At 70.3% G+C, this 25574-nt stretch carries 26 protein-coding genes and 1 tRNA gene; 7 read left to right on the top strand and 20 right to left on the bottom strand.

All coding sequences use genetic code 11. The features are described from left to right. Positions 1 to 71 precede the first annotated feature (71 nt). A complete protein-coding gene (locus Q9R33_RS03910; RefSeq protein WP_311292932.1) occupies positions 72 to 1832 on the top strand; it encodes an MDR family MFS transporter in 1761 nt (586 codons plus the stop codon). A gap of 11 nt (positions 1833 to 1843) precedes the next feature. Beyond that, positions 1844 to 2308 (top strand): MarR family winged helix-turn-helix transcriptional regulator, encoded by a 465-nt coding sequence (locus Q9R33_RS03905; protein ID WP_056369903.1) that lies wholly within the window; start codon positions 1844 to 1846, stop codon positions 2306 to 2308. Positions 2309 to 2317: 9 nt separating this feature from the next. Here the strand turns inward: Q9R33_RS03905 and Q9R33_RS03900 are convergent, their stop codons facing one another. From Q9R33_RS03900 to Q9R33_RS03870, 7 genes are all read right to left on the bottom strand, one after another. Continuing rightward, on the bottom strand, positions 2318 to 2614 hold the full coding sequence (locus Q9R33_RS03900) for a Dabb family protein (RefSeq protein WP_311292931.1): 297 nt from the start codon (positions 2612 to 2614) through the stop codon (positions 2318 to 2320). 67 nt (positions 2615 to 2681) lie between these two features. Next, positions 2682 to 3539 (bottom strand): sugar phosphate isomerase/epimerase, encoded by an 858-nt coding sequence (locus Q9R33_RS03895; protein WP_311292930.1) that lies wholly within the window; start codon positions 3537 to 3539, stop codon positions 2682 to 2684. 121 nt (positions 3540 to 3660) lie between these two features. Next, on the bottom strand, positions 3661 to 4872 hold the full coding sequence (locus Q9R33_RS03890) for a substrate-binding domain-containing protein (RefSeq protein WP_056369089.1): 1212 nt from the start codon (positions 4870 to 4872) through the stop codon (positions 3661 to 3663). A gap of 2 nt (positions 4873 to 4874) precedes the next feature. Then, positions 4875 to 5951, bottom strand: coding sequence for an ABC transporter permease (locus tag Q9R33_RS03885; RefSeq protein ID WP_311292929.1), 1077 nt, complete (start codon positions 5949 to 5951; stop codon positions 4875 to 4877). Continuing rightward, entirely contained in the window at positions 5948 to 7039 is a 1092-nt protein-coding gene (locus Q9R33_RS03880; protein WP_311293253.1) for an ABC transporter permease, read from the bottom strand. The genes Q9R33_RS03885 and Q9R33_RS03880 overlap by 4 nt, the downstream gene beginning before the upstream one ends. 5 nt (positions 7040 to 7044) lie before the next feature. After that, entirely contained in the window at positions 7045 to 8619 is a 1575-nt protein-coding gene (locus Q9R33_RS03875) for a sugar ABC transporter ATP-binding protein (protein ID WP_235560212.1), read from the bottom strand. Continuing rightward, positions 8616 to 9722, bottom strand: coding sequence for a Gfo/Idh/MocA family oxidoreductase (locus tag Q9R33_RS03870; protein WP_311292928.1), 1107 nt, complete (start codon positions 9720 to 9722; stop codon positions 8616 to 8618). Before Q9R33_RS03870 ends, Q9R33_RS03875 begins: the two co-directional genes overlap by 4 nt. A 113-nt stretch (positions 9723 to 9835) precedes the next feature. Between Q9R33_RS03870 and Q9R33_RS03865 the strand changes: the two genes are divergently transcribed. Together Q9R33_RS03865 and Q9R33_RS03860 are read left to right on the top strand one after the other, a co-directional pair. Next, positions 9836 to 11029, top strand: coding sequence for an ROK family protein (locus Q9R33_RS03865; RefSeq protein WP_311292927.1), 1194 nt, complete (start codon positions 9836 to 9838; stop codon positions 11027 to 11029). A 130-nt stretch (positions 11030 to 11159) separates the two neighbouring features. After that, positions 11160 to 12185 carry an NADP-dependent oxidoreductase gene (locus tag Q9R33_RS03860; protein ID WP_310245108.1) on the top strand — a complete coding sequence of 342 codons (1026 nt, stop codon included), beginning with the start codon at positions 11160 to 11162 and terminating at the stop codon, positions 12183 to 12185. A 97-nt stretch (positions 12186 to 12282) separates the two neighbouring features. Here Q9R33_RS03860 and Q9R33_RS03855 read toward each other — a convergent pair whose 3' ends face one another. Continuing rightward, on the bottom strand, positions 12283 to 13182 hold the full coding sequence (locus Q9R33_RS03855) for a LysR family transcriptional regulator ArgP (protein ID WP_311292926.1): 900 nt from the start codon (positions 13180 to 13182) through the stop codon (positions 12283 to 12285). Positions 13183 to 13253: 71 nt separating this feature from the next. On the opposite strand from Q9R33_RS03855, the gene lysE reads away from it, so the two are divergent. After that, positions 13254 to 13997, top strand: coding sequence for an L-lysine exporter (gene lysE / locus Q9R33_RS03850; RefSeq protein WP_311292925.1), 744 nt, complete (start codon positions 13254 to 13256; stop codon positions 13995 to 13997). Between the two features lie 15 nt (positions 13998 to 14012). Here lysE and Q9R33_RS03845 read toward each other — a convergent pair whose 3' ends face one another. Next, entirely contained in the window at positions 14013 to 14366 is a 354-nt protein-coding gene (locus Q9R33_RS03845; RefSeq protein WP_311292924.1) for a DUF1801 domain-containing protein, read from the bottom strand. Between the two features lie 63 nt (positions 14367 to 14429). Between Q9R33_RS03845 and Q9R33_RS03840 the strand changes: the two genes are divergently transcribed. After that, a complete protein-coding gene (locus tag Q9R33_RS03840) occupies positions 14430 to 14705 on the top strand; it encodes an acylphosphatase (protein ID WP_310245104.1) in 276 nt (91 codons plus the stop codon). A 65-nt stretch (positions 14706 to 14770) separates the two neighbouring features. Here the strand turns inward: Q9R33_RS03840 and Q9R33_RS03835 are convergent, their stop codons facing one another. From Q9R33_RS03835 to Q9R33_RS03805, 7 genes are all read right to left on the bottom strand, one after another. Then, complete coding sequence (locus Q9R33_RS03835) at positions 14771 to 15817, bottom strand: DUF561 domain-containing protein (RefSeq protein ID WP_311292923.1); 1047 nt, start codon at positions 15815 to 15817, stop codon at positions 14771 to 14773. Positions 15818 to 15916: 99 nt separating this feature from the next. Further along, on the bottom strand, positions 15917 to 16609 hold the full coding sequence (gene rplA, locus Q9R33_RS03830; protein WP_056369071.1) for a 50S ribosomal protein L1: 693 nt from the start codon (positions 16607 to 16609) through the stop codon (positions 15917 to 15919). 14 nt (positions 16610 to 16623) lie between these two features. Beyond that, positions 16624 to 17055, bottom strand: a complete 432-nt coding sequence (gene rplK / locus Q9R33_RS03825; RefSeq protein ID WP_045247325.1) for a 50S ribosomal protein L11 — start codon at positions 17053 to 17055, stop codon at positions 16624 to 16626. A gap of 131 nt (positions 17056 to 17186) precedes the next feature. After that, positions 17187 to 18311: a transcription termination/antitermination protein NusG gene (gene nusG, locus Q9R33_RS03820; protein WP_056369070.1), complete on the bottom strand. Its 1125-nt coding sequence runs from the start codon at positions 18309 to 18311 to the stop codon at positions 17187 to 17189. An 83-nt stretch (positions 18312 to 18394) separates the two neighbouring features. Continuing rightward, the gene (gene secE / locus Q9R33_RS03815) at positions 18395 to 18667 is read right to left on the bottom strand and encodes a preprotein translocase subunit SecE (RefSeq protein ID WP_045300625.1); all 273 of its coding nucleotides are present in this window, start codon (positions 18665 to 18667) and stop codon (positions 18395 to 18397) included. A 90-nt stretch (positions 18668 to 18757) separates the two neighbouring features. Then, positions 18758 to 18830: transfer RNA gene (locus tag Q9R33_RS03810), tRNA-Trp, on the bottom strand. A gap of 175 nt (positions 18831 to 19005) precedes the next feature. After that, on the bottom strand, positions 19006 to 19443 hold the full coding sequence (locus Q9R33_RS03805) for a pyridoxamine 5'-phosphate oxidase family protein (protein ID WP_056369068.1): 438 nt from the start codon (positions 19441 to 19443) through the stop codon (positions 19006 to 19008). Between the two features lie 64 nt (positions 19444 to 19507). On the opposite strand from Q9R33_RS03805, the gene Q9R33_RS03800 reads away from it, so the two are divergent. Then, entirely contained in the window at positions 19508 to 20122 is a 615-nt protein-coding gene (locus Q9R33_RS03800; protein WP_311292922.1) for a hypothetical protein, read from the top strand. A gap of 154 nt (positions 20123 to 20276) precedes the next feature. Here Q9R33_RS03800 and Q9R33_RS03795 read toward each other — a convergent pair whose 3' ends face one another. From Q9R33_RS03795 to Q9R33_RS03780, 4 genes are read right to left on the bottom strand one after another with little or no spacing between them, the layout of a single operon-like run. Then, positions 20277 to 21638 carry an NAD-dependent succinate-semialdehyde dehydrogenase gene (locus Q9R33_RS03795; protein WP_310245099.1) on the bottom strand — a complete coding sequence of 454 codons (1362 nt, stop codon included), beginning with the start codon at positions 21636 to 21638 and terminating at the stop codon, positions 20277 to 20279. A 28-nt stretch (positions 21639 to 21666) separates the two neighbouring features. Further along, positions 21667 to 23244, bottom strand: a complete 1578-nt coding sequence (locus tag Q9R33_RS03790; RefSeq protein WP_200919480.1) for an APC family permease — start codon at positions 23242 to 23244, stop codon at positions 21667 to 21669. Next, complete coding sequence (locus Q9R33_RS03785) at positions 23244 to 24125, bottom strand: universal stress protein (protein WP_311292921.1); 882 nt, start codon at positions 24123 to 24125, stop codon at positions 23244 to 23246. The genes Q9R33_RS03790 and Q9R33_RS03785 overlap by 1 nt, the downstream gene beginning before the upstream one ends. Continuing rightward, positions 24122 to 25483 carry an NAD(P)/FAD-dependent oxidoreductase gene (locus Q9R33_RS03780; RefSeq protein WP_311292919.1) on the bottom strand — a complete coding sequence of 454 codons (1362 nt, stop codon included), beginning with the start codon at positions 25481 to 25483 and terminating at the stop codon, positions 24122 to 24124. Before Q9R33_RS03780 ends, Q9R33_RS03785 begins: the two co-directional genes overlap by 4 nt. Positions 25484 to 25574: the final 91 nt, after the last annotated feature.

The raw sequence follows: 25574 nt of genomic DNA, 5'->3' as shown, positions 1-25574 counted from the left end.
TTGACTTGCGTCAACCTTCTTGCGCGCCGACGTCGCCGCGACACCACCACTCCTCGTTCCTAAGGACTCTCATGGCTACGTCCACCCCCGCGACCGGGTCGGTCGCGATCGCCGACGAGAAGCGCCGGCACCGCAAGATCCTGCAGGCGCTCACCGGCCTGCTGCTCGGCATGTTCGTGTCGATGCTCGCGTCGACCGTCGTGTCGACGTCGCTCCCCGTCATCGTCCACGACCTCGGCGGCGACCAGGCGGCGTTCACGTGGGTCGTCACTGCGACCCTGCTGACCACCGCGATCTCGACCCCGATCTGGGGCAAGCTCGCCGACCTGTTCAACCGCAAGCTGCTCATCCAGATCGCCATCGTGATCTTCGTGCTCGCCACGGCGGCCGCCGGCTTCTCGCAGGACCCCGGCACGCTCATCGCCTTCCGCGCGGTGCAGGGCATCGGCGCCGGGGGCCTCGCGGCGCTCAGCCAGGTCATCATGGCCGACATCATCAGCCCGCGCGAGCGCGGCCGGTACATGGGCCTGTTCGGCGCGGTCATGGCGGTCGCGACCGTCGGCGGCCCGCTCCTCGGCGGCTTCATCACCGACACGATCGACTGGCGCTGGAACTTCTTCATCGCGCTGCCGTTCGCGGTCGCCGCGCTCATCATCATGCAGCGGACGCTCCACCTGCCGCCGCGCCCCAAGAAGAAGGCGCGCATCGACTACTTCGGCATCGTGCTGCTGTCGACGGCCGTCTCGCTGCTGCTCATCTGGATCACCAACGCGGGCAAGGACTACGACTGGTGGAGCACCGAGACCATCCTCATGGTCGGCGGCGCGCTCGTCGCGGCCGTGCTCTTCGTGATCGTCGAGCTGCGCTCCAAGGAGCCGCTCATCCCGCTCACGATGTTCCGCAACCGCACCTTCACCCTCGCCGTCATCGCGTCGATCTCCATCGGCATCGCGATGTTCGGCACCTCGGTGTTCCTCAGCCAGTACATGCAGCTGGCGCGCGGCGCGACCCCGACCGAGGCGGGCCTCATGACGATCCCGATGATCGGCGGACTCCTGATCGCCTCGATCGTCATCGGCGGTCTCGTGACCCGCACCGGGCACTGGAAGCCGTACCTGATCGTGGGCGGCGTCCTGCTGATCGCCGGCTCGTACCTGCTGTCGACGATCCACTACGACACGAACTTCGTGCTGGTCTCGCTGTACATGTTCCTGCTCGGCGCGGGTGTCGGCATGACGATGCAGAACCTCGTGCTCATCGTCCAGAACACCTCCAAGCCGTCCGAGATCGGCGTCGCCAGCTCGGGCGTCACATTCTTCCGCAGCCTCGGCGGCACGATCGGCGTCTCGGTCATGGGTGCTGCCCTCGCGACCTCGGCGACCAACCTGTTCACCGACCGCAAGGACGACATCGGCGCCGCGCTCATGGCGCTCGGCGAGAAGGGCGCGGCCATCGGCCAGCAGCTCGCGTCGGGCACCATCCCGCAGGTCTCGGCGCTGCCCGAGTCGATCCGCGTGATCGTCGAGGACATCTACGCCCAGGCCATCGCCCACTCGTTCCTGATCGCCGTGCCGCTGGCCGTGATCAGCCTCATCGCGATCATCTTCCTGCCGAACAAGCCGCTCACCCGCATGACGACGAGCGAGCGCGTCCAGGCGAGTGAGGCCGACCTCGCGACCGTCTCGGTCGCCGAGGGCATGGAGACGCTGACCGCCACAGCGACGGTGGACACGGATGCTGCAACCCGCGGCACTGCGGCCGGCACCGCCGAGCCCGCGGACGCCGCGGACGCCGCGGACGCCGCGGACGAGGCATCCGTCACCCGACGCTAATGTCGAACCTGATGACCTCCGACGACACCCGAGCGGCGCGCACCGAAGCGGTGCGCGCCCTCGAGGCGGAGTTCGGGGAGCTGATCAACCGCTTCCGGCGGATCATCACCGAGAACGCCAACCGCCTGAGCCCGGGCATGCTGCCGGGCGCCTACAAGGTGTTCACCACGATCGTGCGGCGCGAGGGCATCACCCTCTCGGGGCTCGCCGAATCGCTCATGGCCGACAAAGGGCAGATCAGCCGCACGGTGCGCGAGCTCGAGCAGCTGGGACTCGTGCAGCGCACGCCCGATCCGGACGACGGCCGGTCCAGCCTGCTGTCTCCGACTCCGTTCGGGCTCGAGCGCCTGGAAGTGGCGCGAGCGCCTCAGGAGCACAGCCTCGTCGATGCGCTCGAGGAGTGGCCGCTCGACGACATCACGAACCTGACGCGCCTGCTCCACGCACTGACGGCCGGAGAGAGCCCCGCCTCCTGAATCCGAGGATCAGGCCTCGACGAAGTCGTACTCCTGGAACTCCGCCACCTCGGGGACCCAGCGCTCGGCGACGAACGCGACGTGAGTGGGGTGGTCGTTGTAGGCCTGGTACGCGGCGTCGTCCTGGAACACCATCGAGAACTGGTGCGCGAGGTCGCTCTTCGCGCTCACCTGCCGGTTGATGCGGAAATCCTCGACACCCGGGATCGACGTGAGCGCTGCGCGGGCATCGGCGAGGAACGCCGTCTCGGCCGGCGAACCGGCAGGGTGGGCGAGGCGGAAGACGACGGTGTGCTGAATCGGCATGCTCCGAGTCTTCCGCATCATCGGCAGCCCGGGGCCACGACCGACTCCGCGGTTCGCCAGTGACAGCTCAGCGCGACGCCTGCAGCGCCGTGAGGTACCGCAGCGAGCGCTCGGCCAGGTCGTCCTGGCTCGCCGCGAGCGGCCGCCACACCGACGCGGCGACCGCGATCGTGGCATTCTCGCCCGTGAAGCTCTCCAGCCCCAGGATTCCCGCGTACCCGGCGTCGTCGAGGGCAGCGAGAGTCTCCGGCCAGTCGGTGTGATCGTCGCCGACCGGCCCGCGGTCGCTGCCGCAGACCTGCACGTGCGCGATGTTGCCGGCGGCGGCGCGGATCGCAGCATCCGGTCGCTTCTCCTCGATGTTGAGGTGGTAGGTGTCGAGCGCGAGGCCGAGCCCCGGCCCGAACAGCGGCGCCAGCGCGTCGATGCCCTGCTCGACGGTGTTGATGACGCTCGTCTCGTACCGGTTGAGGGGCTCGACGGCGAGCGCGAGTCCGGCGGCCGCAGCCTCGTCGACGAGCGGTTCGAGGTTGCGGCGCAGCTGCGCCACCACCTCGGTGCGCTCGCCCGTGGTCATCCGCCACGTCACACCGGTGGGCGCATAGAACGGCCCTGCGACGACGGATGCCCCGACCCCGCGCGCTGCGGCCAGGCACGTGCGCAAGTACGCCTGGGTCGCGGCGACGTTGCCCGCCCGATCGACGAGCGAACGGCCCGGGCCCATCGCGCCGATCACGACGGGAGCGAGACCCAGCGAGCCGAGCAGATCGCCCGCGCGCGCAGCATCCCAGTCCCCGGCGTTCTCGAGGGGCAGCTCGATCGCGCCGAAGCCCATGCGCGCGATCTTCGGCGCGAGTTCGGCCAGCGACTCGTCGGTCAGCGGCGAGGTCCACACCCAGGTGTTGACGCCGATCGTGCGCTGCATCCGGATCCTTTCGTCCGTCGTCGGCTCGGGGCGTTTCGTCTCGCTCGTTCCTCGCTCGCTCGACGACCGGGGGCACCGGTCGTCGAGCGAGCGGAGCGAGACGAAACGCCCTGGACCTCCCTTACGGGATCTGGCGCTGCTGCCAGACCTCGGGGTAGCCCGGCAGGTTCTCGCCGCCGAACTTGGCGTAGTGCCCATCGGGCATGCCGTCGTTCGCCTCGAGGTACTGGTCGACCTCCTCGGCCGTGATCGGGCTCTGCGGGAGCACCCACTCCTTCGGGACCTCCTCGCCGGCGAAGATCTTCTGCGCCGCCAGCAGCGGGGTGCGCCACTGGAAGTTCGAGTAGACCGGGGCGAGGCCGGTGAGGCCCGTCTCCTTCCACTTGCGCAGGAAGCTCATCTCGTCCTCGCCCGTCATGACCGGGTAGTCGACGCCGGCGTCCTCGAAGGCCTCGATGGCGGCCACGGCGCCGTCACCGGCATCCATCCAGATGCCCGCCACGTCGCCCTTGGCCAGTTCGTCCGAGATGATGCTCTTGATCTCGGCCGGGTCGGCGCCGGTGAAGTAGTCGACCGCCTCGATGCCCGCGTCGGCGAACATCTTCTCGGCCGCGGCCCACCGCTGCTCGAGCACATCGACGCCCGGAAGGATGCGCAGGCCCACGACCTTGTCGCCCTCCTCGAGGTTGTCGATGAGGAACTGCGCGGTGTCGATGCCCCACGCGAAGCCGCCGATGGGGTGGATGAAGGTCACCGGGCAGTCGGTCTCGACCCCGCGGTCGAACACGATCACCGGCTTGCCGGTGTCGCAGGCGCGCTCGACGGCGGGCGTCATCGCCGCCGTGCTGTTGGGCGAGATGATGAAGACGTCGCAGTTGCCGTCCGAGATGAAGTAGTCGATGTCGGCGATCTGCGTGTCATCGGAGTCCTGCGCGTCGCGGGTCTCCATCTCGCTGATCGCGCCGGCCTCCTGCAGCACCTTGAGCTGCTCGTTCATCGTGATCCACCCGGTCTGGCGCCAGGGGTTCGAGATCGACGCGTTCGCGAAGCACGCCTTCTTGGGGCCGCTGCTCGCGTACTGCGACGTGTCGACCATCTCCGCGTCGATGTACTGCAGGTACGGCTCGTCCTCGGGCCCCTCGGGCACGACCTCGCGCTGGGCCATCTGGGTGTCGAACAGCGCCTGGTCGAACCACTCGTTCGCGCCGCCCTCCTCGGTCGGCGCGGCGGACGAGTCCGGCGGGGCCACGTTCGGGTCGGTCGTACACCCTGCCAGGGCGAAGAGGCCGACGAGCGCCACCGCGGTGGTGGCGATCTTCACTGATCGTCGCATTGCTAGCTCCTGTTGTTGTGTGCTGCGCCCTCGCCTGCGAGGGTCGGTGTTGCGGACGATTCCTCGGCGCCGTCGGGCGCGTCGGGTTCCTTCCCCGGTGAGGGAGGGGTCTGTGGGCCGCTGCGCCGCCGGGACCGGAACACCAGTCCCGAGTAGGCGACGGCGGCGATGATGATGACGCCCTGGACCGCGTCGCGCAGCGACGACGGCACTCCGGCGATGTTGAGCAGCAGGAAGAGCGCTTCGAGCACGAAGGCGCCGGCCACGGCGGCGACGATCCACCCGCGACCGCCGCCCAGCACGACTCCGCCGAGCACGACGGCGGTGATCGCGACGAACTCGTAGCCGCGTCCGACCGACGGGTGCACACCCGCGTAGCCGACGAGCAGCACGGCCGAGACGGTCGCCGACAGCGACGAGATCATGAAGGCGCGCGTGGTGACCCACCAGTCGCGCGCCCCCGAGTAGCGCGTCGCGCGAGCGTTGTCGCCGATCGCGATCAGGAGCTTGCCCAGCGGGCGCTTGGTGATCCAGATGCCGAGCGCGAGCCACACCGCGAGGATCAGCACCGACCACGGCAGGAAGTCGATGACCGGAAGGTCGCGGATGCCGCCGCGGCCGATCTGACGGAAGCTGTCGGCGGGATTTCCCGTCGCCGCTCCGCCCGTCCACCACAGCACCAGGCCGAGGAGGGCGAGCATCATGCCGAGCGTCACGATGAAGGACGGCACTTTGAGGAGGGTCGTGAGCAGCCCGTTCACGAGCCCGACGAACAGCCCGAGCACGATCATGAGCGCGAGGACCGGCACGGTGCGTGAATCGTCCTGGCCGACGAGATTGCCCGCGACAATCACCTGCGCGGTGATGAGCGAACCCTGCGAGAGATCGAACTCCCCCGCGATGATGACGAAGTACTGGCCGATCGCGACGATCGCGACGGGCGCGACCCGCTGGATGTACCGCATGATCTGGCCGGGCTCGGCGAAGTTCGGATTCAGCAGCATGATGGCGACGAGCAGGATCACGAGCAGGAGGAACACCGCGCCGCGCGGGCTCACGAGCGCCTTCAGGAACCTCATCGCGCACCTCCCTGGGTCGCGGCGCCGCCATCGGCGGCGTCGGCCTCCGCCTCGAGGGCGTGGGATGCCGCGACCATCGCCGGTGCGGCGGCCTCAGCCTGGGCGTCGCCTCCGGTCCTCGTGCCTCCCGGGCCGAACCGCGTGCGGCGGCGGACGATCGCGCGGCGGCTGTACACGGCCACGGCGGCGACGATGACGACGCCGCGCACGACGTCCTTGAGGAAGGGATTCACCTGCATGACGCTCATGACGTTGTCGACGACCGCGAAGATCGCGACCCCGCCGATCGTGCCCCAGACCGACCCCCGGCCGCCGAGCAGCAGGGTCCCGCCGAGCACGACGGCCGCGATCGACAGCAGCGCGTACCCGCCCTGCTGGCCCACGGTCGGGCTGCCGACGCCGAGCCTGCTGGCGAGCAGCAGTCCGGCGAGCCCGGCGAAGACGGAGCAGATCACGTGCGCCGCGATGAGCGGCGGCCGCGTGCGCACGCCCGACAGGCGGGCCACCTCGGGGTCGCCGCCGACCGCGAACAGGTGCGCGCCGGTGCGGGTGCGGTCGAGCAGGAACCAGACCAGGGCGGCGAGCGCGATCATGATGATCGTCGACACCGGCACCGGCCCGACGCCCGTCGCGCCGATGAGCTGGAACGCCCACGGCACCGATCCGGCGCTCCCCTGGAAGTTCGTGTTCAGGACGCCCTGCAGGATGAGCCCGACACCGAGTGTGGCGATGAACCCGTTGACCTTCAGCACGGTGACGATCAGCCCGTTCGCGAGCCCGATGAGGGCGCACACCAGCAGCGTGAGCGTCACCGCCCAGGGGATGTTCGCCGGGTTGCCGTTCATCGTGGTGGCCGCGATGAGGCTCGCGAGGCTGACGACGTAGGTGACCGAGAGGTCGAGGGACGCGCCGAGGATGACGAGCGTCTGCCCGATGGCGACGAGACCCAGCACGCTCATGCCGGTGAGGATGTCGCGGATGTTGCCGGGGCTGAAGAAGCTGCGGCCGACCGTCGCCACGAGGATCGCGCCGATCGCGATGACGAGGATCAGGATGCCGAGCACGATCACGGTGGAGTCGACACGCATGCGCTTCACGGGCGGCTCCCCTCGTCGTCGGTGCGCGGATCGTCGGGCACGTCCTCCGCGTCCGCGGAACCGGTGGCGGCCGCCAGCACCTCGTGCTCGGCGGACCCCGCCGCAAGCTCCGCCGCGAGCTCGCCGTCTCGCATGACCAGGATGCGGTCGCTCATGCCGATGACCTCGGGAAGCTCGCTCGACACCATGAGCACGGCCTTCCCCTCGGCGGCCAGCTGACGCATGAGCTGATAGACCGCGACCTTCGCGCCGACGTCGATGCCCCGCGTCGGCTCGTCGAACAGCACGATCTGCGGGTCGGTGACGAGCCACTTCGCGAGCACGACCTTCTGCTGGTTGCCACCGGAGAGGAACCGCGCCTCCTGATCGACGCCGCGCGACGACACCTCGAGCGAGCTCAGGATGCCGGGCACCCGCTTGCGCGAGGCGCCGGTTCGTCCGGCGAAGACGCTGCGCACCACGAGCAGCGAGTTGTCGAGCACGGACTGGCCGAGCGCGAGACCCTGCGCCTTCCGGTCCTCGGTCACCAGCGCCAGTCCCGCCCGCACCGCGGCCCGCGGGCTGGTGAACCGCACCGATCGTCCGTCGAGGGTCATGCCGCCGCGGGTGAAGCCGTGCACGCCGAAGATGCCCTCGACGAGCTCGGTGCGACCCGACCCCTGGAGCCCCGCGAGTCCCACGATCTCCCCCGCGCGCAGGGTGAGGGAGACCCCGTCCACGTACTCGTTGCCGCAGTCGTCGAGCTCCAGCCTGGGCCCGCCGAGCGTCGTGCCCTCGACCGGGCCCGGGAAGTACGACTGCAGCGGGCGGCCCACCATGCGACGGACCAGCTCCGCGTCGGTGAGGTCGGTCGCGGCATCCGTCGACACCAGCGCGCCGTCCTTCAGGATCGTGATGCGATCGCACAGGTCGAAGATCTCCTTCAGCCGGTGCGAGACGTAGATGACGGCGACGCCGCGTGCGGTGAGGCGCCTGATGATCGCGTAGAGGAGCTCGACCTCGTGGTCGCTGAGCGCCGCGGTCGGCTCGTCCATCGAGATGACGCGCGCGTCGAACGAGAGGGCTTTGACGATCTCGACGATCTGCTGCTCGGCGACCGTCAGCGACGAGATGCGGGCGCCCGGGTCGATGAACGAGACGCCGAGACCCTCGAGCAGCTCGCGCGTGCGGCGCTGCATGCCCTTCTTGTCGATGAAGCCGCCGCGGCGCGGTTCGCGACCGAGGAACACGTTCTGTGCGACGGTGCGCTCGGGCAGCAGGTTGAACTCCTGGAAGACCGTCACGAGGCCGGCGTCCATCGCCTGGCGCGGGTGGCCCCACGCGACCGGCTGCCCTTCGAACTCGACCGATCCGGCGTCGGCGTGGTGGACGCCGGCGAGGACCTTCATGAGCGTGGACTTGCCGGCGCCGTTCTCGCCGACGAGCCCGTGGACCTCGCCGCGGCGGACGTCGAGGTCGACGTCCGAGAGCACGCGCACGCCGAAGAAGGACTTCGAGATGCCGCGGGCGCGGAGCACCACGTCCGAGCCGCCCGGTGGCACCGGCGTATCGGCGAGCATCGTGTCGGTCATGCCGGCACCTCGATCCAGGTTCGGGTCTGGGCGGATTCGAGCACGGCCGCGGTCAGGACGGCCGCGCGCAGGCCGTCGGCGAACGTCGGCATCCCGTCCGGCTGTGCACCGCCGATGGCGGCGTAGACGTCGGCGACGAACCCGTCGAAGGCGTCCTGGTACCCCATGGGATGTCCTGCGGGCACCGTCTGCAGCCGCGCCGAGTCGGGGTGGTCTGCGGCCGGATCCCGCAGCACGAGCCGGGAGCCCTTGCGTGCCCCGACCCACAGCTCCTCGGGCCGCTCCTGGTCGAAGCGCAGGCTCCGGCGCGTGCCGTGCAGCTCGAGGACGAGCGCGTTCTTGCGGCCGGGAGCCATCTGCGACACGAGCAGCGTGCCCAGCGCGCCGGACTCCGTCTCGACCAGCAGCGCGGCCACGTCCTCGTTCGTGACCGACCGGCCGGCGCGCTCGTCGAACACCCGGCGGGTGCGGGCGGCCACGCGCGCGATGCGCTCCCCCGTCACGAACTCGACCAGGTCGCACAGGTGCGAGCCGATGTCGGCGAAGGCGCGCGACGGGCCTCCGGCCGCAGCATCCGCTCGCCAGTCGTCGTCGTTCTGCCGCAGCATCCAGTCCTGCAGATACGAGCCGTCGAGCGAGAGCAGTGTTCCGATCCGGCCGGAGGCGACGCGCGCGCGGGCCTCGCGGACCATGGGGTGATAGCGGTAGACGAAAGGGACAGCGGCGACGCTCCCGGTCGCGGCGGCGTGCCGGGCGAGCGCCCGCGCGTCGGAGACCGAGGTCGCGAGCGGCTTCTCGCACACGACGTGCTTGCCGGCGGCGAGGGCCGCCTCGGCGAGAACCGCGTGGGTGGCGTTGGGGGTGCAGATGTGCACCACGTCGACATCGGATGCTGCGATCACGCCGGCTGCGTCGTCCTCGACGCGGGCGACGCGGAGCTCTCGAGCCACCGCCTCGGCGCGGTCCCGGCTGGAGGAGGCCACCGACGCCAGCCGGGCACCTGCCCGCCGCGCGGCGGCCGCATGGACCCGCCCCATGAATCCGCCGCCGACGAGTCCGGTGCGGACCGTGCCGACGACAGTGTCGATGACTTCCGTAGTCATGCGGCGATCATGGCACGCAGCATCCGACTTTTGCTAGGACTTCGTCAAAAGTGATCGTGCCGTGACCTTAAGTCCTGCTGACTTCGGTCAGAAGCCCGTGCTTTACTGTCGCCATGGTCGATGCAGTGCGCGGCAGCGGAGCCGTCGGAAGCAACGGCGCGGGCGAGATCTTCCAGATCCTCCGCGACGGCCATGCGCGCACCAAAGCCGAGCTTGCGACCCTGACGGGCCTGGCCCGGTCGACGGTCTCCGGTCGCGTCGACACGCTGCTGGCCGCCGGGCTCCTGCGGCCCGCGGGCGAGGCCGTGTCCACCGGCGGACGCCCGCCGGCGCGCGTCGCCTTCAATCCGTCGGCCGGGGTCGTGATCGCGGTCGACCTCGGGGCGACCCACGCGACGGTCGCGGTCGCCGACCTCGCCGCGAGCATCCTCACGTCGAACACGCACCCCCTCGACATCGCCGACGGCCCGGAGGCGGTGCTCGATGCCGTGATCTCGGAGGGCGCGGCTCTGCTGGAACAGCAGGGCATCGCGACATCCCACGTCGTCGGCGTGGGCATCGGCGTGCCGGGGCCCGTCGAGCACTCGACCGGCCGTCCGACGAACCCGCCGATCATGCCGGGCTGGGACCGCTTCGACGTGCCGCACTACGTGCAGCGCACCTTCGACGTGCCGGTCCTCGTCGACAACGACGTCAACGTCCTCGCGCTCGGCGAGCAGTCGCTGAGCTGGCCCGGCGTCGCCGACCTGATCTTCGTCAAGGTGTCGACGGGCATCGGCGCCGGCATCATCTCCGGCGGCGCGCTGCAGCGCGGCGCCCAGGGGTCGGCCGGCGACATGGGGCACGTGCAGGTGCCCTACAGCCACGACTCGCCGCGACCGCCCGGCGACCAGCGAGACCTCGAGGCGATCGCGAGCGGCACCGCGATCGCGGCCGATCTGCGCGCACAGGGCATCGACGCCGCCGGGAGCGCAGACGTCGTCGCGCTCGTCCGTGCGGGGCATCGGGCCGCCATCACCGCGACGCGGCAGGCCGGCCGCGAGGTCGGCGAAGTGCTCGCGACCGTCGTCAACATGCTGAATCCGTCGGTCATCGTCATCGGCGGCAGCGTTGCCCGCGCCGGCGAGCACCTGCTCGCGGGAGTGCGCGAGGTCGTCTACCGCCGCTCGATCCCGCTCGCCACACAGCACCTGGGCATCGTGCAGTCCCAGGCCGACGAGACGGCCGGCGTGCTGGGGGCGGCGATCATGGTCACCCAGCAGGTGCTCTCTCCCGCGGCGGTCGAACTCCGCGCCGCCCGAGCCTGACCGCCGGACCCGACGTTTTGCGAGATCGGTAGCACCCGCGTAACACGGGCGAGACGAAGGCAGGGTTGACTGTAACCACGGGGGTTCAGTTCTGGTGCCGAAGGCGGCACACCCGCGGAAGGAGCGCACGATGAGGATCCGACCGCTGCGATCGGCACCCGAGACCCCGCTCGCCCCCGTCGAGGCGCCGCCCGCCGAGATGACGGCGATGGTCGTCGACGCTCCGGGCGACGCGGACGCGCTGCACGCAGCATCCGTTCCCGTCCCCTCCCCCGTGCTGAGCGAGGTTCTGGTGCGGGTCGTCGCCGCCGGAGTGAACCCGATCGACGCCAAGACCCGCAGCGGCCGGGGCGTCTCCGGCGCCATCGCGGCGTACCCCGCGACCCTCGGCTACGACTTCAGCGGCATCGTCGTGAAGAGCCCGTACGAGGCGCACCCGCTCGCACCCGGCACCGAGGTCTTCGGCATGGCGTCCTTCCCGCGCACCGGCGGCTCGTACGCCGAGTACGTCGTCGCGCCGTCGCTGTCGGTCGCACGCAAGCCCGCGTCGCTGTCGCACGTCGAGGCCGCCGGCGTGCCGCTCGCCGCGCTCACCGCCTGGGGACTCGTGGTCGAGACCGCGCACGCGCACGAGGGGCAGCGCGTGCTGATCCACGCCGGAAGCGGCGGCGTCGGTCACTTCGCCGTGCAGTTCGCCGCCTACTTCGGCGCCCACGTCACCGTGACAGCCTCCGGCCGCAACGCCTCGTGGCTGCGCGAACTCGGTGCCGCCGTCGTCATCGACTACACGACCACGCGGTTCGAAGAGGTCGTCGGCGAAGTGGACGTCGTCATCGACCTCGTCGGCAACGTCCATGCCGAGACCGGCGCGCGCTCGCTCCAGGTGCTGCGGCCCGGCGGGCTCTACGTGCTGGTGCCGACCGGCTCGTGGCCGGGCTATGCCGAGGCTGCGGCCGAGGCTGGCGTGCGCACGACCTCGTACAAGGTGATCCCCGACGGCGGCGCGCTGGCGACCATCGGGCGCCTGCTCGACTCCGGCTCGGTCCAGGTCTACGTCGAGCAGGTGTTCGACCTCGCCGAGGCATCCGCCGCGCATCGCGCGATCGAGACCGGACACACGCGCGGCAAAGTCGTGCTCCGCGTGAGCGACGGCTGACCGCGTCGGCCCGTGCAGGGTGCGCCTGATCCGTGAGACGACAGTCCGCGGACGAGACCGCGGGTCGACCCCAGGGTCTCGTCCGCAGACTGTGGTCTCACCGGGCTGGGGGGATGGCGAGCACGCGGCGCCCTTCCGCCACGATGGCGTCCGCGATGGCGTCGAGCAGCGGTGAGCGGAGGTTCCACTGCTGCCAGTGCAGCGCGACGTCGACCGGCGGTCCGCCCAGCAGCACGAGCTCGCCGCGCTCGAGGGCGTCGTGGGACTGGAACCGCGGCAGCATCGCCCAGCCGAGGCCGAGACGCACCGCCGACGCGAAGTCGCTCGACGCGGGCACGTAGTGCCGCGGCGGCTGGGCTGGGTCGACGCCCTGCTGGGACAGCCACTCGTTCTGCAGGTCGTCGCGGCGGTCGAAGTCCACGAGCGGCGCGTGCGCCAACGCCGTCGCGCGGTCCCCGCCGAGCCACCGCGCCGCATACGCGGGCGTCGCGACCGCTTCGTAGCGCATCGCCCCGAGCGCCGAGCTGCGGCATCCGGCGACCGGCGCGGCGCGGGAGGTGACGGCGCCCATGACGGTCCCCGATTCGAGCAGTCCCGCGGTGAAGTCCTGGTCGTCGCGGTGCAGATCGAAGACGACGGGATGCTGCTCGGCCAGCCGCGCGAGCGGCCCGAGGAACCACGTGGCCAGCGAGTCGGCGTTGACGGCGAGCGGCACGACGGTGAGCGCGGCCTCGTTTTCGCCGGCGCCGAGCTCCGCGAGCGCGTCGTGCTCGAGCAGTGCCGTCTGCCGCGCGAGCCGGATCACCGACATGCCGGCCGCCGTCGGCCGTGCGGGCTTGGAGCGCACCAGCACCAGCCGCCCGAGCTGCTCCTCGAGTGCCTTGATGCGCTGACTCACCGCCGACGGCGTGACGTGAAGACGGCGTGCGGCAGCGTCGAGCGTGCCCTCGTCGACGACGACGGCCAGGGTCTCAGCCAGCTCAAACGGGATCCGCATATTAAGTCCAGCTAATGGTACTGAAGATTCATGAGCTGGACTACGGATGCCGCGGCTCGTAGCGTCGACTCGTGCTCTCCCCCGTCCTCGCCGGCCTCGGCCTCGGCTTCTCCCTCATCATCGCCATCGGCGCCCAGAACCTGTTCGTGCTGCGCCAGGGTCTGCGCCGCGAGCACGTCCTCGCGGTCGCGGCGATCTGCGCGATCTCGGACGCCGCGCTCATCGCGCTCGGCGTCTCGGGCATCGGGTTCGTACTGCAGGCCGTGCCGTGGCTCGTCGACGTGGTGCGCTGGGCGGGTGCGCTGTTCCTGGTGGTGTACGGCGTGCTGGCGGCACGGCGCGCCTGGCGCCCGTCGGGTGAGACGCTCGGTGCCGGCGCGGCGGACTCGGGCCCGTCGGCATCCTCCGGCGCGCCCACACCCGCGCCGCCCGCCCACACGCACACGGGCGAGGCCCTCGAACCCGACGCCTCGGCCTCCGCGGTGCGCAGCGACATCCGCACCGCCGCCACCCCCGCGACGCACGCACGCCTGATCCCGGTGCTGCTCACCTGCCTGGCGCTGACGTGGCTCAACCCGCACGTCTACCTCGACACCGTGTTCCTCCTCGGCACCGTCGCGAACACGCACGGCGACTCCCGCTGGCTCTTCGCCGCAGGGGCCATGGCCGCGAGCGTCATCTGGTTCTTCGGCCTCGCGTTCGGCGCGCGCCTGCTCGGACGCTGGCTGTCGACCCCCCGCGCCTGGCGCATCCTCGACGCGGTGATCGCGGTCGTGATGATCGCCCTCGGCATCTCGCTCGTGCTCCCGCACTGACCGGGGCCGTCACCGTCAGCCGTCGATCTGCTCCCTGCGGGCGCGCACGAGGGCGCGCACGACGTCGTCGGGCAGCGGGTGGTCCGGCTGGTAGCGGATCGTCCCCTTGTCGAGGCCGATGCCGGGGTGCCTGGCGAGCGTGTCCGCGACCGCCGATACCGCGTCGGGACTGAACGGGTACACGCCGATGTGCTTCTTCGCCCGCATCACCGAGAGGAGAGGCTTGCCGCGGTACACCAGCGCCGGCATCCCGTAGCCGCGCCCCTGCTCCGCGTCGGGCGCCTCTTCCCGCGCGATGGCGTAGATCCGCTCGACCGACGGCCGGTCGGCCGCGTCGAGTCCTTCCAGGAGTTCGTCGACGGTACCCATGTCGGCATCCTGGCCGACGTGCCCCGGTCGCGGCAAGGCGCACGCGACGGCAGGATGGGCGGCATGAGACGCGTGCACGTGACGGTCCGCGGCGACGTGCAGGGCGTCGGCTACCGCTACACCATGCTCATAGTCGCGCGCGAGGCCGGCGCGGCCGGATGGGTGCGCAACCGCCGCGACGGCTCGGTCGAAGCCGAGGTCGAGGGCACGCCCGGTCAGATCGACGAGGTGCTGGCGTGGATGGCAGAGGGCCCGCCCGGTGCGCGCGTCGAGCAGGCGACGGTGACGGATGCCGCCACCACCGGCGAACGGGGCTTCGAGGTGCTCCCCACCCACTGACCCCCGCTCACCTGTCGCGGTACGCCGCCCGCCCGACAGTTCGTGACAGGTGAGCCCCGAGCACGTCAGTCCGGGACGCCGGCCGCGAGCTCGGCGAACACCTCGGCCGCGTCGTCGCTCGGCGCGAGCCCGGCCGCCTGCCCCGCCCACAGCGACACGAGGTCGCCGTCGCCGCGGCGCCCGGCCTCGGCCCGGAACTGGCCGGTGAGCCAGTTCTGCGCCGGGAACGGCGCGATGATCCCCGTCGTCTCGATCTCGCGCATCGCCCGATTCGGGATGCCGCGGGCCAGCCGCCCGCTCATCGCGCGCGTGAGCACGGTGGCGGTGTCGGCGGCGTCGGCGATGGCCTGGCGGTGCACGTCGGTGGCGGCCGACTGGCGCGTGCGGAGGAACGCCGAGCCCACCTGCACCCCCGACGCACCGAGGGCGAACGCCGCCGCGACGCCGCGACGGTCTCCGATGCCGCCGGCCGCGATGACCGGCACCTCCACCGCGTCGACGACCTGCGGCACGAGCGCGAACGTGCCCACGAGCGACTGCTCGGCGGGCCGCAGGAACGAGACCCGGTGACCGCCCGCTTCGGCCCCGGTCGCGACGATGGCATCCACCCCGGCCGCTTCGAGCGCCACGGCTTCCGCGACGGTGGTGGCGGTGCCGATGACACAGATGCCTCGGCTTCGCGCCGCCGCGACCACGTGCTCCGACGGCACGCCGAAGACCACGCTCAACGCCGCGGGCGCAGCATCCATCACCGCGGTCAGCTGGGAGTCGAGATCGGGCAGGAACTCGATCGGAGGCGTCGGGTGGGCAAGACCCAGTTCGTCGTAGAGGGGCGAGAGGGCCTCGATCGCCGGTCTCAGGTCGATGTCGCCCGGCGTGACCTCATCGCCCGTCGGCAGCCAGAGATTGACCGCGAACGGACGCCGCGTCGCGGAGTGGAGCGCGGCGATCGTGTCGCTGATGCGGTCGGCGGAGTAGCCGTACAGACCGTACGAGCCGAGTCCGCCGAGCTCGCTCACCGCGGCCGTCAGCTCGATGGACGACAGTCCCCCGAAGGGGCCGAGCACGATCGGCGCGTCGATTCCGAACAGGTCCTGGAGCGTCTTCGACATGCCTCAGACGCTACTCTCGCGCTCGCGCCCGCGCCCGTGAGTTGCGCGGGAACGACGAAGGCCCCACCCGGACGGGTGGGGCCTTCGTACGAGAACGACTCAGACGATCGCGTTGACGTCCAGCGGGATGCCGGGGCCGAACGTGGTCGACACGGCGCCCTTCTGGATGTAACGGCCCTTCGAGCTCGACGGCTTGAGGCGGACGATCTCCTCGAGCGCGGCCTTCAGGTTCTCGTCGAGCTGCTCGGCCGAGAACGACGCCTTGCCGACGACGAAGTGCACGTTGGCGTGCTTGTCGACGCGGAACTCGATCTTTCCGCCCTTGATCTCCTCGACGGCCTTGGCCGGGTTGGGGGTCACGGTGCCGGTCTTCGGGTTGGGCATGAGGCCACGGGGGCCGAGCACCTTGCCGAGACGACCGACCTGGCCCATGAGCTCGGGCGTCGAGACGGCCGCGTCGAACGCGGTCCAGCCGCCGGCGACCTTCTCGATGAGCTCGGCGCCGCCGACCTCGTCCGCACCCGCGGCGATCGCGGCCTCAGCGGCCGGACCCGTCGCGAACACGATGACGCGGGCGGTCTTGCCGGTGCCGTGCGGGAGGATGACGGTGCCGCGCACCATCTGGTCGGCCTTACGAGGGTCGACGGAGAGCTTGAGCGCGACCTCGACGGTCGAGTCGAACTTCGCCGAGCCGGTCTGCTTCGCGAGCGCGACGGCCTCGGTGGGGCTGTAGAACTTGTCCGCCTCGATCTTGGCGGCGGCGGCCCGGAAGGCCTTGGACTTGGTAGCCATGTTTCCTATCCCCCTCAGTCCTCGACCGTGATGCCCATGGAACGGGCGGTGCCGGCGATGATCTTCGAGGCGGCCTCGATGTCATTCGCGTTCAGGTCGGGCTGCTTCGTCTCTGCGATCTGGCGCACCTGCTCCTTGGTGAGCTTGGCGACCTTGACCGTGTGAGGGGTCTTCGAACCCTTCTGCACGCCCGCAGCCTTCTTGATGAGCTCCGCGGCCGGCGGGGTCTTCAGGATGAACGTGAAGCTGCGGTCCTCGTAGACGGTGATCTCCACGGGGATGACGTTGCCGCGCTGCGACTCGGTCGCGGCGTTGTACGCCTTGCAGAACTCCATGATGTTGACGCCATGCTGACCGAGCGCGGGGCCGATCGGCGGCGCCGGGTTGGCTGCACCGGCGTTGATCTGAAGCTTGATCAGGCCGGTCACCTTCTTCTTCGGTGCCATTCTTCTTCCTTTCGTCGAACGACGGCTGCCGGGGCAACCGGTTCTCCCGCGAATCCGGCGGTTCCGGAACGCGGTGTCAGACGCGCACGCTCAAGGCGCGCGCAAACCTGCAGAGTCTACCAGGTGGTAGATCAGAGCTTGGTGACCTGGTCGAACGACAGCTCGACCGGGGTCTCGCGCTCGAAGAGCGAGACGAGGACCGTGAGCTTGCCGCTCTCGGGCTTGATCTCGCTGATCGTGCCGGGCAGGCCCGCGAACGAGCCTTCCTTGATCGTGATGGTCTCGCCGACCTCGAAGTCGACCTCGGCGGGGATGACGCGGGCCGCGGCAGCAGCGCCCTTCTTGGCCGCACCGCCCTTGGCGCCGGCGACCTCCTTGACCTCGACGAGGCTCTTCAGCATGTTGAAGGCCTCTTCGAAGCGCAGCGGCGTCGGGTTGTGGGCGTTGCCGACGAAGCCGGTGACACCGGGCGTGTGACGAACGACCGACCAGGTGTCCTCGTTGAGCTCCATGCGCACGAGCACGTAGCCGGGGATACGGACGCGCGTGACCATCTTGCGCTGACCGTTCTTGATCTCGACGACGTCCTCCATCGGGACCTCGATCTGGTAGATCTCCTCCTCGACCTCGAGCGTCGACTTGCGCTGCTCGATGTTGGCCTTCACCTTGCGCTCGAAGCCGGCGTAGGAGTGGATGACGTACCACTTGCCCGGGAGGGTGCGCAGGTCCGCGCGGAACGCCTCGAAGGGGTCCTCGTCCTCGTCCTCGTCGTCCTCGGTCTCGGGGGCCTCGGCGGCGTCGGCCGGCGACACGGATGCCTCGGCGGCGTCGACGACGGCGGCTGCGGCGTCCACCTCTGCGACGAAGTCCTCGTCGAGCTCGGGCTCGTCCTCATCGCCGTTCACGTCGGGACCGTCGTAGGGGGTCACCTCGTCGGCGGCCTCGGCCTCGCGCTCGGCGACCTCCTCCGCGATGGAGTCGTTGATGACCTCGGCCGCGGCCTCGGTCTCTGCGGCCTCGTCCAGGTTGAGAGCGTCGTTCACGATGGCGTCCGCCTCCGGGTCGTCGATGTCGATGTCGTCCAGGTCGGCGTCGTCCTCATCGGAGTCGTCCACGATGTGGATCGCGACGTGCTCGGCGGCCTCGACCGACCGCTCCTCCTCCGCGAGGACGTTGCCCTCCTGGGCCTCGTCGTCCTCGGAGGACTGCTCCGCGGCGGTCGCCCAATCGGCGTCGTCGACATATCTTTCAGTCACGTGAGTTCTCTTCCGTTCCGTCCGCTGCCGGACCTGCGGTCCGCCCGTGTCATGCCACCGCTCTGAGTCGGAGGCGCTCGGGATCAGGCGCCGGGCACACCGAAGACGTACGACGTGATCCACACGAACAGCACGTCCAGGCCGTAGACGAGCGCCATCATCACGACGACGAAGCCCAGCACCACCGCCGTGTACTTCAGCAGCTCCTGGCGCGTCGGAGTGACGACCTTGCGGAGCTCGGCGAAGACCTGGCGGACGAACAGGGCGATACGAGCGAAGACGTTGGGCTTCTTCTCGCGAGGCGCGGCCGTTCCCTCTGCGGGGACGACTTCGCCCTTCGGCTCGTCCTGAACCATCGATGCCACCTGATTACCTTCCGTGAGCCGACACGGGTCGGCACACTGTGTTGTCAACCACCAGCATGTCACCGGCGTTGCGCTGACGCGCAGGGCGGACAGGAATCGAACCTGCAACCTGCGGTTTTGGAGACCGCTGCTCTGCCAATTGAGCTACCGCCCTAGAGACCCGGAGGTCTCGCGGAGCCCGCACTCTTCCCCTCTCACCGCGGCTTGAGGATCTGTGCCCGAGGACCGGGCACAGCGAAAGAATGCAGACTTCGACTGCACGATCCAGTGTACGGCATGCCCACGGGCCCCGCGAACCGAGGCGGCTCCGCACGCGCCCACGCATCGGCTCAGTACTGCTGCACGCCGTACCGGTCGGGCTCGGGCGCACGCTCGAACGCGCGGCCCGACAGCGACGTCGCCTCGACGCGCACGTACGTGTACTTGAGCGTCGGGATCCAGGGCCGAAGGCCGAGCCCGTCGGCGCGCTCCACGTCGGCGGAGCGGTCGAGCGGGTGCGCGCGACCACGCAGGATCACACTCCACGCGTCGGTGTCGGTGTGGTCGTCCACCTCGAAGAGCACCTCGTCGTTGACCGTGAGCTCGAACAGCTTGCTCCCCTGCGCGGTGCGGAAGAGCACGCTCTCTGCGTCGACGACATAGTTCACGGGGAAGATGTCGAGCACATCGCCGACATGCGTGACGAGGCGGCCGAGCTCCTGCGTGCGCAGGCGCTCCCAGCACTCTTCATCGGAGAGGGAGACGACGGGGTCCGGTGTGTCTGCCATGACTCCATCCTCGCGCTCGCGCTCCGTCGGCGACACCCCCGGATGTCGGCATTACCATTCCGGCATGACCCTTGCGCAGACCCGGCTCGACGAGCTGTGGGACTTCTCCGACGCGGCCGGCTCCGAAGCGCGCCTGCGCGCGGCGGCGGCAGACGAGACGGATGCTGCCGCCCGCGCCGAGCTCGAGACGCAGGTCGCGCGGGCCCTGGGCCTGCAGGAGCGCTTCGACGAGGCCGACGCGGTCCTCGACGCCGTCGCGATCGAGGATGCCGCCGTCGCGGCGCGTGCCGCGCTGGAGCGCGGGCGCGTGCGCAACTCTGCGGGCGATCCCGAAGCGGCGGTCCCGTACTTCCTCGCTGCCGTGGATGCGGCGTCTGGAGCCGGACTGACGTTCCTGCAGGTCGACGCTCTGCACATGCTCGCCATCGCAGAGCCCGAACAGGCCGAGGAGTGGACCTCCGCGGCCCTCGGCGCGCTCGAGGGCGCCGCGGATCCCCGCACCCTCCGCTGGAACGTGTCGCTGCACAACAACGCCGGCTGGCGCCTCCTCGACGCCGGCCGCCCCGACGAGGCGGTCACCTCGTTCGAGGCGGCACGGGATGCTGCGACCCGCTGGGGCACGCCGCAGCAGGTGCAGTGGGCCGACGAAGCCCTCGCCGAGGCCCGCGCCGCGCTCTGACCCCCGCCCCGGCGCGAGTCAACATCGGATCCGCAGGTACGGACGCTTGCGGCGACACGCCGATTCGAGGTGCCCCTCACCGGCATGTCGCCACGCGCGTCCGCAGGTGCGGATCCGATTCTGCGTACGGGTCACGCGACCTGCGTGGAGAGGGTCAGGCGCCGATGCGGATCAGCTTCTTGTTGACGAACTCGTCGGCGGCCAGCAGCCCCATCTCGCGCGAGGTGCCGGAGCGCTTCACGCCGCCGAAGGGCAGCCCGGGCTCGTCGGCGAGGACCACGTTGACGTAGACCATGCCGGCGTCGATCTTGTCGGCGACGCGCTGGGCCTGTTCCTCGTCGGTCGTGAACACGTAGGAGCCCAGGCCGTAGCTGGTGTCGTTCGCGAGAGCGACCGCGGCGTCCTCGTCGGCGACCTTGTAGACGACGCCCACAGGGCCGAAGAACTCTTCGCGGTAGGCGTCCATGTCGCTCGTGACGTCGGTGAGGACGGTGCCCGGATAGAAGGCGCCGTCACGCTTCCCGCCGGCGACGAGGGTCGCCCCCTGAGCGACGGCCTTGTCGACCTGCTCCGCCAGGCGCTCGGCCGCCGTGACCGACGACAGCGGGCCCAGCACGGTGTCGCCCTCGAAGGGGTCGCCGACCTTCGCACCCGACATCGCGGCGGTGAACTTCTCGAGGAACGCGTCGTACAGGCCGTCGACCACGATGAAGCGCTTGGCGGCGTTGCACGACTGCCCGGTGTTGTCGAGGCGCGCGGCGACCGCGGCCTCCACGGCCCCGTCGAGGTCGTCGGTCGAGAGCAGGATGAACGGATCGGACCCGCCGAGCTCGAGCGCCACCTTCTTGAGGTTGCGGCCCGCGATCTCAGCCACAGCTGCGCCCGCGCGCTCCGAGCCGGTCACCGAGACGCCCTGCACGCGGCGGTCCGCGATGACGGTCGCCGCCTGGTCGTTCGTCGCGTAGACGTTCGTGTAGACGCCCTCGAGGCCGGCGTCCGCGTAGATCGCCGCGATGGCCGCGGCCGACTCGGGGCACTGCGGAGCGTGCTTCAGGAGGATGGTGTTGCCGACCACGATGTTGGGCGCCGCGAAGCGCGCGACCTGGTAGTACGGGAAGTTCCACGGCATGATGCCCAGCAGCACGCCCAGGGGCGAGCGGCGGATGACCGCGGTGCCGTCGCCGTCGATGTCGATCGGCTGGTCGCCGGTGATCTTCTCGGCGTGGTCGGCGTAGTACTCGGTGATGTCGGCGGCGAAGTCGACCTCGCCGAGCGCCGCCTCGAGCGGCTTGCCCATCTCGCGCACGATGATCGCGGCGAGATCATCGCGACGCTCGCGATGCAGCTCCGCGACCTTGCGGATGGCCGCAGCGCGCTCGGCGACCGGCCGGTCGCGCCACGTGCGGTACGCAGCATCCGCTCCCGCGAGCGCGGCCTCGAGGGCCTCGTCGGTGATGGTCGGATACGTGGCCAGGGTCTCGCCCGTGGCCGGGTTGACGACGGCGTAGTCGGTCATGCTTACTCTCCGATCGGATGGTTGTGGGTCAGTCTGCCTGCCGGCGGCGGGCGCGACGAAGGCTTTCGGGAGCGTCGATACTGAGTGTCTCACCGCGGAAGAACGCCGGACGCTTGATCGCCTGCCAGATCATGATCACGACACCCGCGAGGATGACAACCACGCCCAGCACGAACACGAGGCCGAGGCCCCCGATGCTCGACCCGCTGCCGTAGGCCGGGTCCATCGAGTCGATGAGCGTCGTCACGAACAGCACCGCGAGGATCGCACCGCCGACGAGCGGGAACAGGAAGGTGAAGAAGAAGCTGCGCACCGAGTCGAACCACTGCTTGCGGAAGTACCAGACGCACGCGAACGCGGTGAGGCCGTAGTAGAAGCAGATCATCATGCCGAGCGACAGGATCGTGTCGGTGAGGACGTTCTCGCTGATCACGCGCATGACGGCGTAGAACACGGACGCGACGATCGCGGACACCACGGTGGCGTAGCCGGGCGTGAAGAACCGCGGGCTCACGCGGGCGAACTTCGCCGGCAGGGCGCCATAGTGCCCCATCGCCAGCAGAGTGCGCGCGGGGCCGACGGCCGTCGACTGCAGCGAGGCGGCGGAGCTCGACAGCACCGCGAGCGAGACGAGGAACGCCAGCGGCCCCAGGATCGGGTCGGACAGCGCGAAGAACACGTTCGCCGAGATGTCCTCGTTCGCAAGTCCCAGCGGGCCCGTGCCGACACCGGCGAACATGATGAGGCCGATCGAGAGCAGGAGGTACAGCGAGACCACGATCACGACGGTGAGCATGGCCGCGCGGCCCGGGGTCTTCGCGGGGTTCTTGGTCTCCTCGTTCATGGTGAGGACGACGTCCCATCCCCAGAAGATGAAGATCGACAGCGACAGCCCCGCGGCGAACGCGCTGAACGTCGGCACCTCGAACGGGTTGAACCACGACCACGAGAATGCCGTGGGGTCGGGGGCGTCGCCCGAGACCGCCTTGACGATGGCCACGACGGCGAACAGCACCAGCACGACGACCTGGAACGTCACCAGGATGTACTGGAACTTCTGGGTGGTCTGCATGTCGCGATACGAGATCAGCGTCGCGCCGAGCATGAAGAGCAGGCACACCACGACGTTGATGAACGGGTTGAAGGCGAGCTCGGCGATGTCGGGATTGCCGCTCAGCTGCGAGATCAAGAGGAAGAGGAACTCGACGGCGATGCCGGCGAGGTTCGACAGCACGATGACAGTGGCCGCGATGAGCCCCCAGCCGGTCATCCAGCCGATCCACGGGCCGAAGGCTCGCACGCCCCACGTGAACGAGGTGCCCGAGTCGGGCATCGCACGGTTGAGCTCGCGGTAGCCGAACGCCGTCAGCAGCATCGGGATGAACCCGACGAGGATGATCGCGGGCACCTGCGTGCCGACGACCGACACGGTCGGTCCGAGCGACGCGGTGAGCGTATACGCCGGGGCGATCGTCGAGACGCCGATCACGACGGCGCCGAGGACGCCGACCGCGCCGGCGCTCAGCCCCTTCTTCGACAGCTCACCGGCGTGAGCGCCGGAGGATGGGGCCAGCGGCGGGGTGCCGCGGGTTTCGGAAGCGCTCATCAGCGTGCGCCTTTCTTGCCGCGCGTGCGGGGCACGACGACCATGGGTACGGGAAGCTCGTGCAGCATCTTCGCTGCCGTCGAGCCGAGGAACAGACGCCGCCGCCGGGCCAGCCGGCTCGAGCCGACCACGGCGAGCTCGCCGGGCTCCCAGCTCAGGTGCGAGACGGCGTCCTCGATGCTGTCGCCGCGTGCGACGACCACATCTGCCTCGATGCCCTCGGGCAGGGCGTCGAGGGCTTTGCCGAGCACGTCGTCGGCGTGGGCGGCGCCGGCGATGCGGATGACGCCGGTGTCGACGCCGACCGGAAGGTCCACCGAGACGAGCGACAGCAGCCGCAGCTCCGCCCCGGTCGCGGTGGCCAGGGTCACGCTCTCGTCGAGCAGCGCGCTCGCGCCCGGCCGGGTGCCGATCGCGGCGGTGACGCGGGTGACGGTGGTCGCCTCCAGCCGACGTGATCCCTCGGGGGCGAGCACGACCGGCACGTCCGACGAGTGCAGCAGTTCGTTGGCGACGGTGCCGAGACGGTGACGCCCACGGAGTCCGCCGTTGGCCGCGCCGACGACGATGTGGGATGCCGAGAGCTCGTGCGCGGCGGCGATCAGGCCCTCGGCGAAGGAGTCGCCGAAGCGCACGTGCGACGCATGGGTCACCGCATCCGGAATCGAAGCGGCAGCCTCGGCGAGCCACGTCTCGGCCTGCGTCACGAGGTAGCGGTCGTAGCCGGCATCGGGCGGGGTGATGACGCTGCGGTCCTCGGCCGGGAGCACCAGCACGAGGTCGAGCGACGCGTCCATGGCCGCGGCCAGGCGTGCCCCGAGCGCGACGGCGTCGGCGCCGGCGTCGGTCGCGGTGTACCCGACGACGATGCGGCCGCTCATCGGCGGGCCGCCTCGACGATGTTCGCCGCAACCAGGCGGCCCATGCGGATCGCGCCGTCGACGTGCTGGTAGCCGGCGCCTGCCATGTCGCTGCACGCGAAGTGGATCGGGCCGACGGGGGTGCGCAGGTCCGCGCCGTAGCGGGCGAGACCACCGAGGTCGAAGCTCGCGGCGTACGCGCCGCGGGTCCACTCCTCGGCGCCCCAGTCGCTCTCGAAGTAGACGAGCGGAGTCTTGGCCTCGGGACCGTAGTAGTGCGACAGCGACTCGAGGATGCGCTCCTTGCGCTCCTCCGCCGACACGCGGAACAGGTCGTCGGCGTTGCGGTCCGACACGAAGCCGACCAGGGTGCCGCGCTCGTCGGCGTGGTTGGTGTTGTCGTACGCCTCGTGCGAGATCTCGTACGGGCTGAAGGCGGTGCCCGACAGGCCCTGCTCGCGCCAGAACGGGCGATCGTATACCGCGTGCACCTTGATGACGAAGCCCATCGAGATGTGCTGATGCATCTGCTGCTTCAGACGCGGCAGCGGCGGCGCGAACTCGATCCAGGGGTAGAGGATCGGCGCGTGCGCCAGGATGACGAAGCGGGCGCGCACCTCGAGGCCGTTGTCGGTGACGACGCGGACGCCGTCCTGCGACCAGTGCACCTCGGTCACCGGCTGCCCCAGGATGACGTCGTCTCCCAGACGCTCGGCGAGGAGCAGGGGAACCTGCTGCAGGCCGCCGACCACCCGCTCGTCGAGGATGAAGTCCGCGTCGACCAGGTGCGAGAAGCTTCCGGCGCTCGCCGCCATGAGAAGGGCCTGGAGCGTCGAGAACGCGTAGGCGGGCTTGGTGAGCATCGCACCCGCGATGAAGAGGGCGATGTTGTCGCGCGCCTCCTGGTCGTCGGTCTGCTCCTCGAGCCACGCCTCGAACGAGATGCGGTCGAGGGCCTCGGCGTCGGGGTGCTCCCATGGCTTGTCGGGGTCGATCTGCGCGACCAGGCCGTCGAGCACCTCGATGAGGCGGACGATCTCCTTCTCGGTCTCCGGCGCGACGGGGAAGATCTCGCCCGTGAACCGGGTCAGCTCGCCGTCCTTGCCGATGTAGACGGACTCGCCCTCGCGGTAGCGGCTGTACGTCTCGAGCCCCAGCTCGGCGATGGTCTCCTTGAGCGCGTCCTGGTCGGGCGACACCCACTGCCCGCCGATCTCGAGCATCGCGCCGTCGACGACATCGGTCCACAGGCGCCCACCCACGCGGTCGCGCGCCTCGAGCACGACGACCGAGAGGCCCGCCTTCTTCAGTTCGTTGGCAGCGGTCGTGCCGGCGGCGCCGGCGCCGACGATGACGACGTCACGGGTCAGCTCGGTCATTCGGACTCCTTCGTCAGGCGAGGTTGCGTTGGTCTTGCGTGAAGTGCGGGAGACGGATGCTGCGACCGCGGCGCGTGCGGCGGTCGCAGCA

It is taken from the genome of Microbacterium sp. PRC9 (assembly GCF_031844125.1).
GTDB lineage: Bacteria > Actinomycetota > Actinomycetes > Actinomycetales > Microbacteriaceae > Microbacterium.
This window is presented reverse-complemented; position numbering and strand designations above follow the sequence as displayed.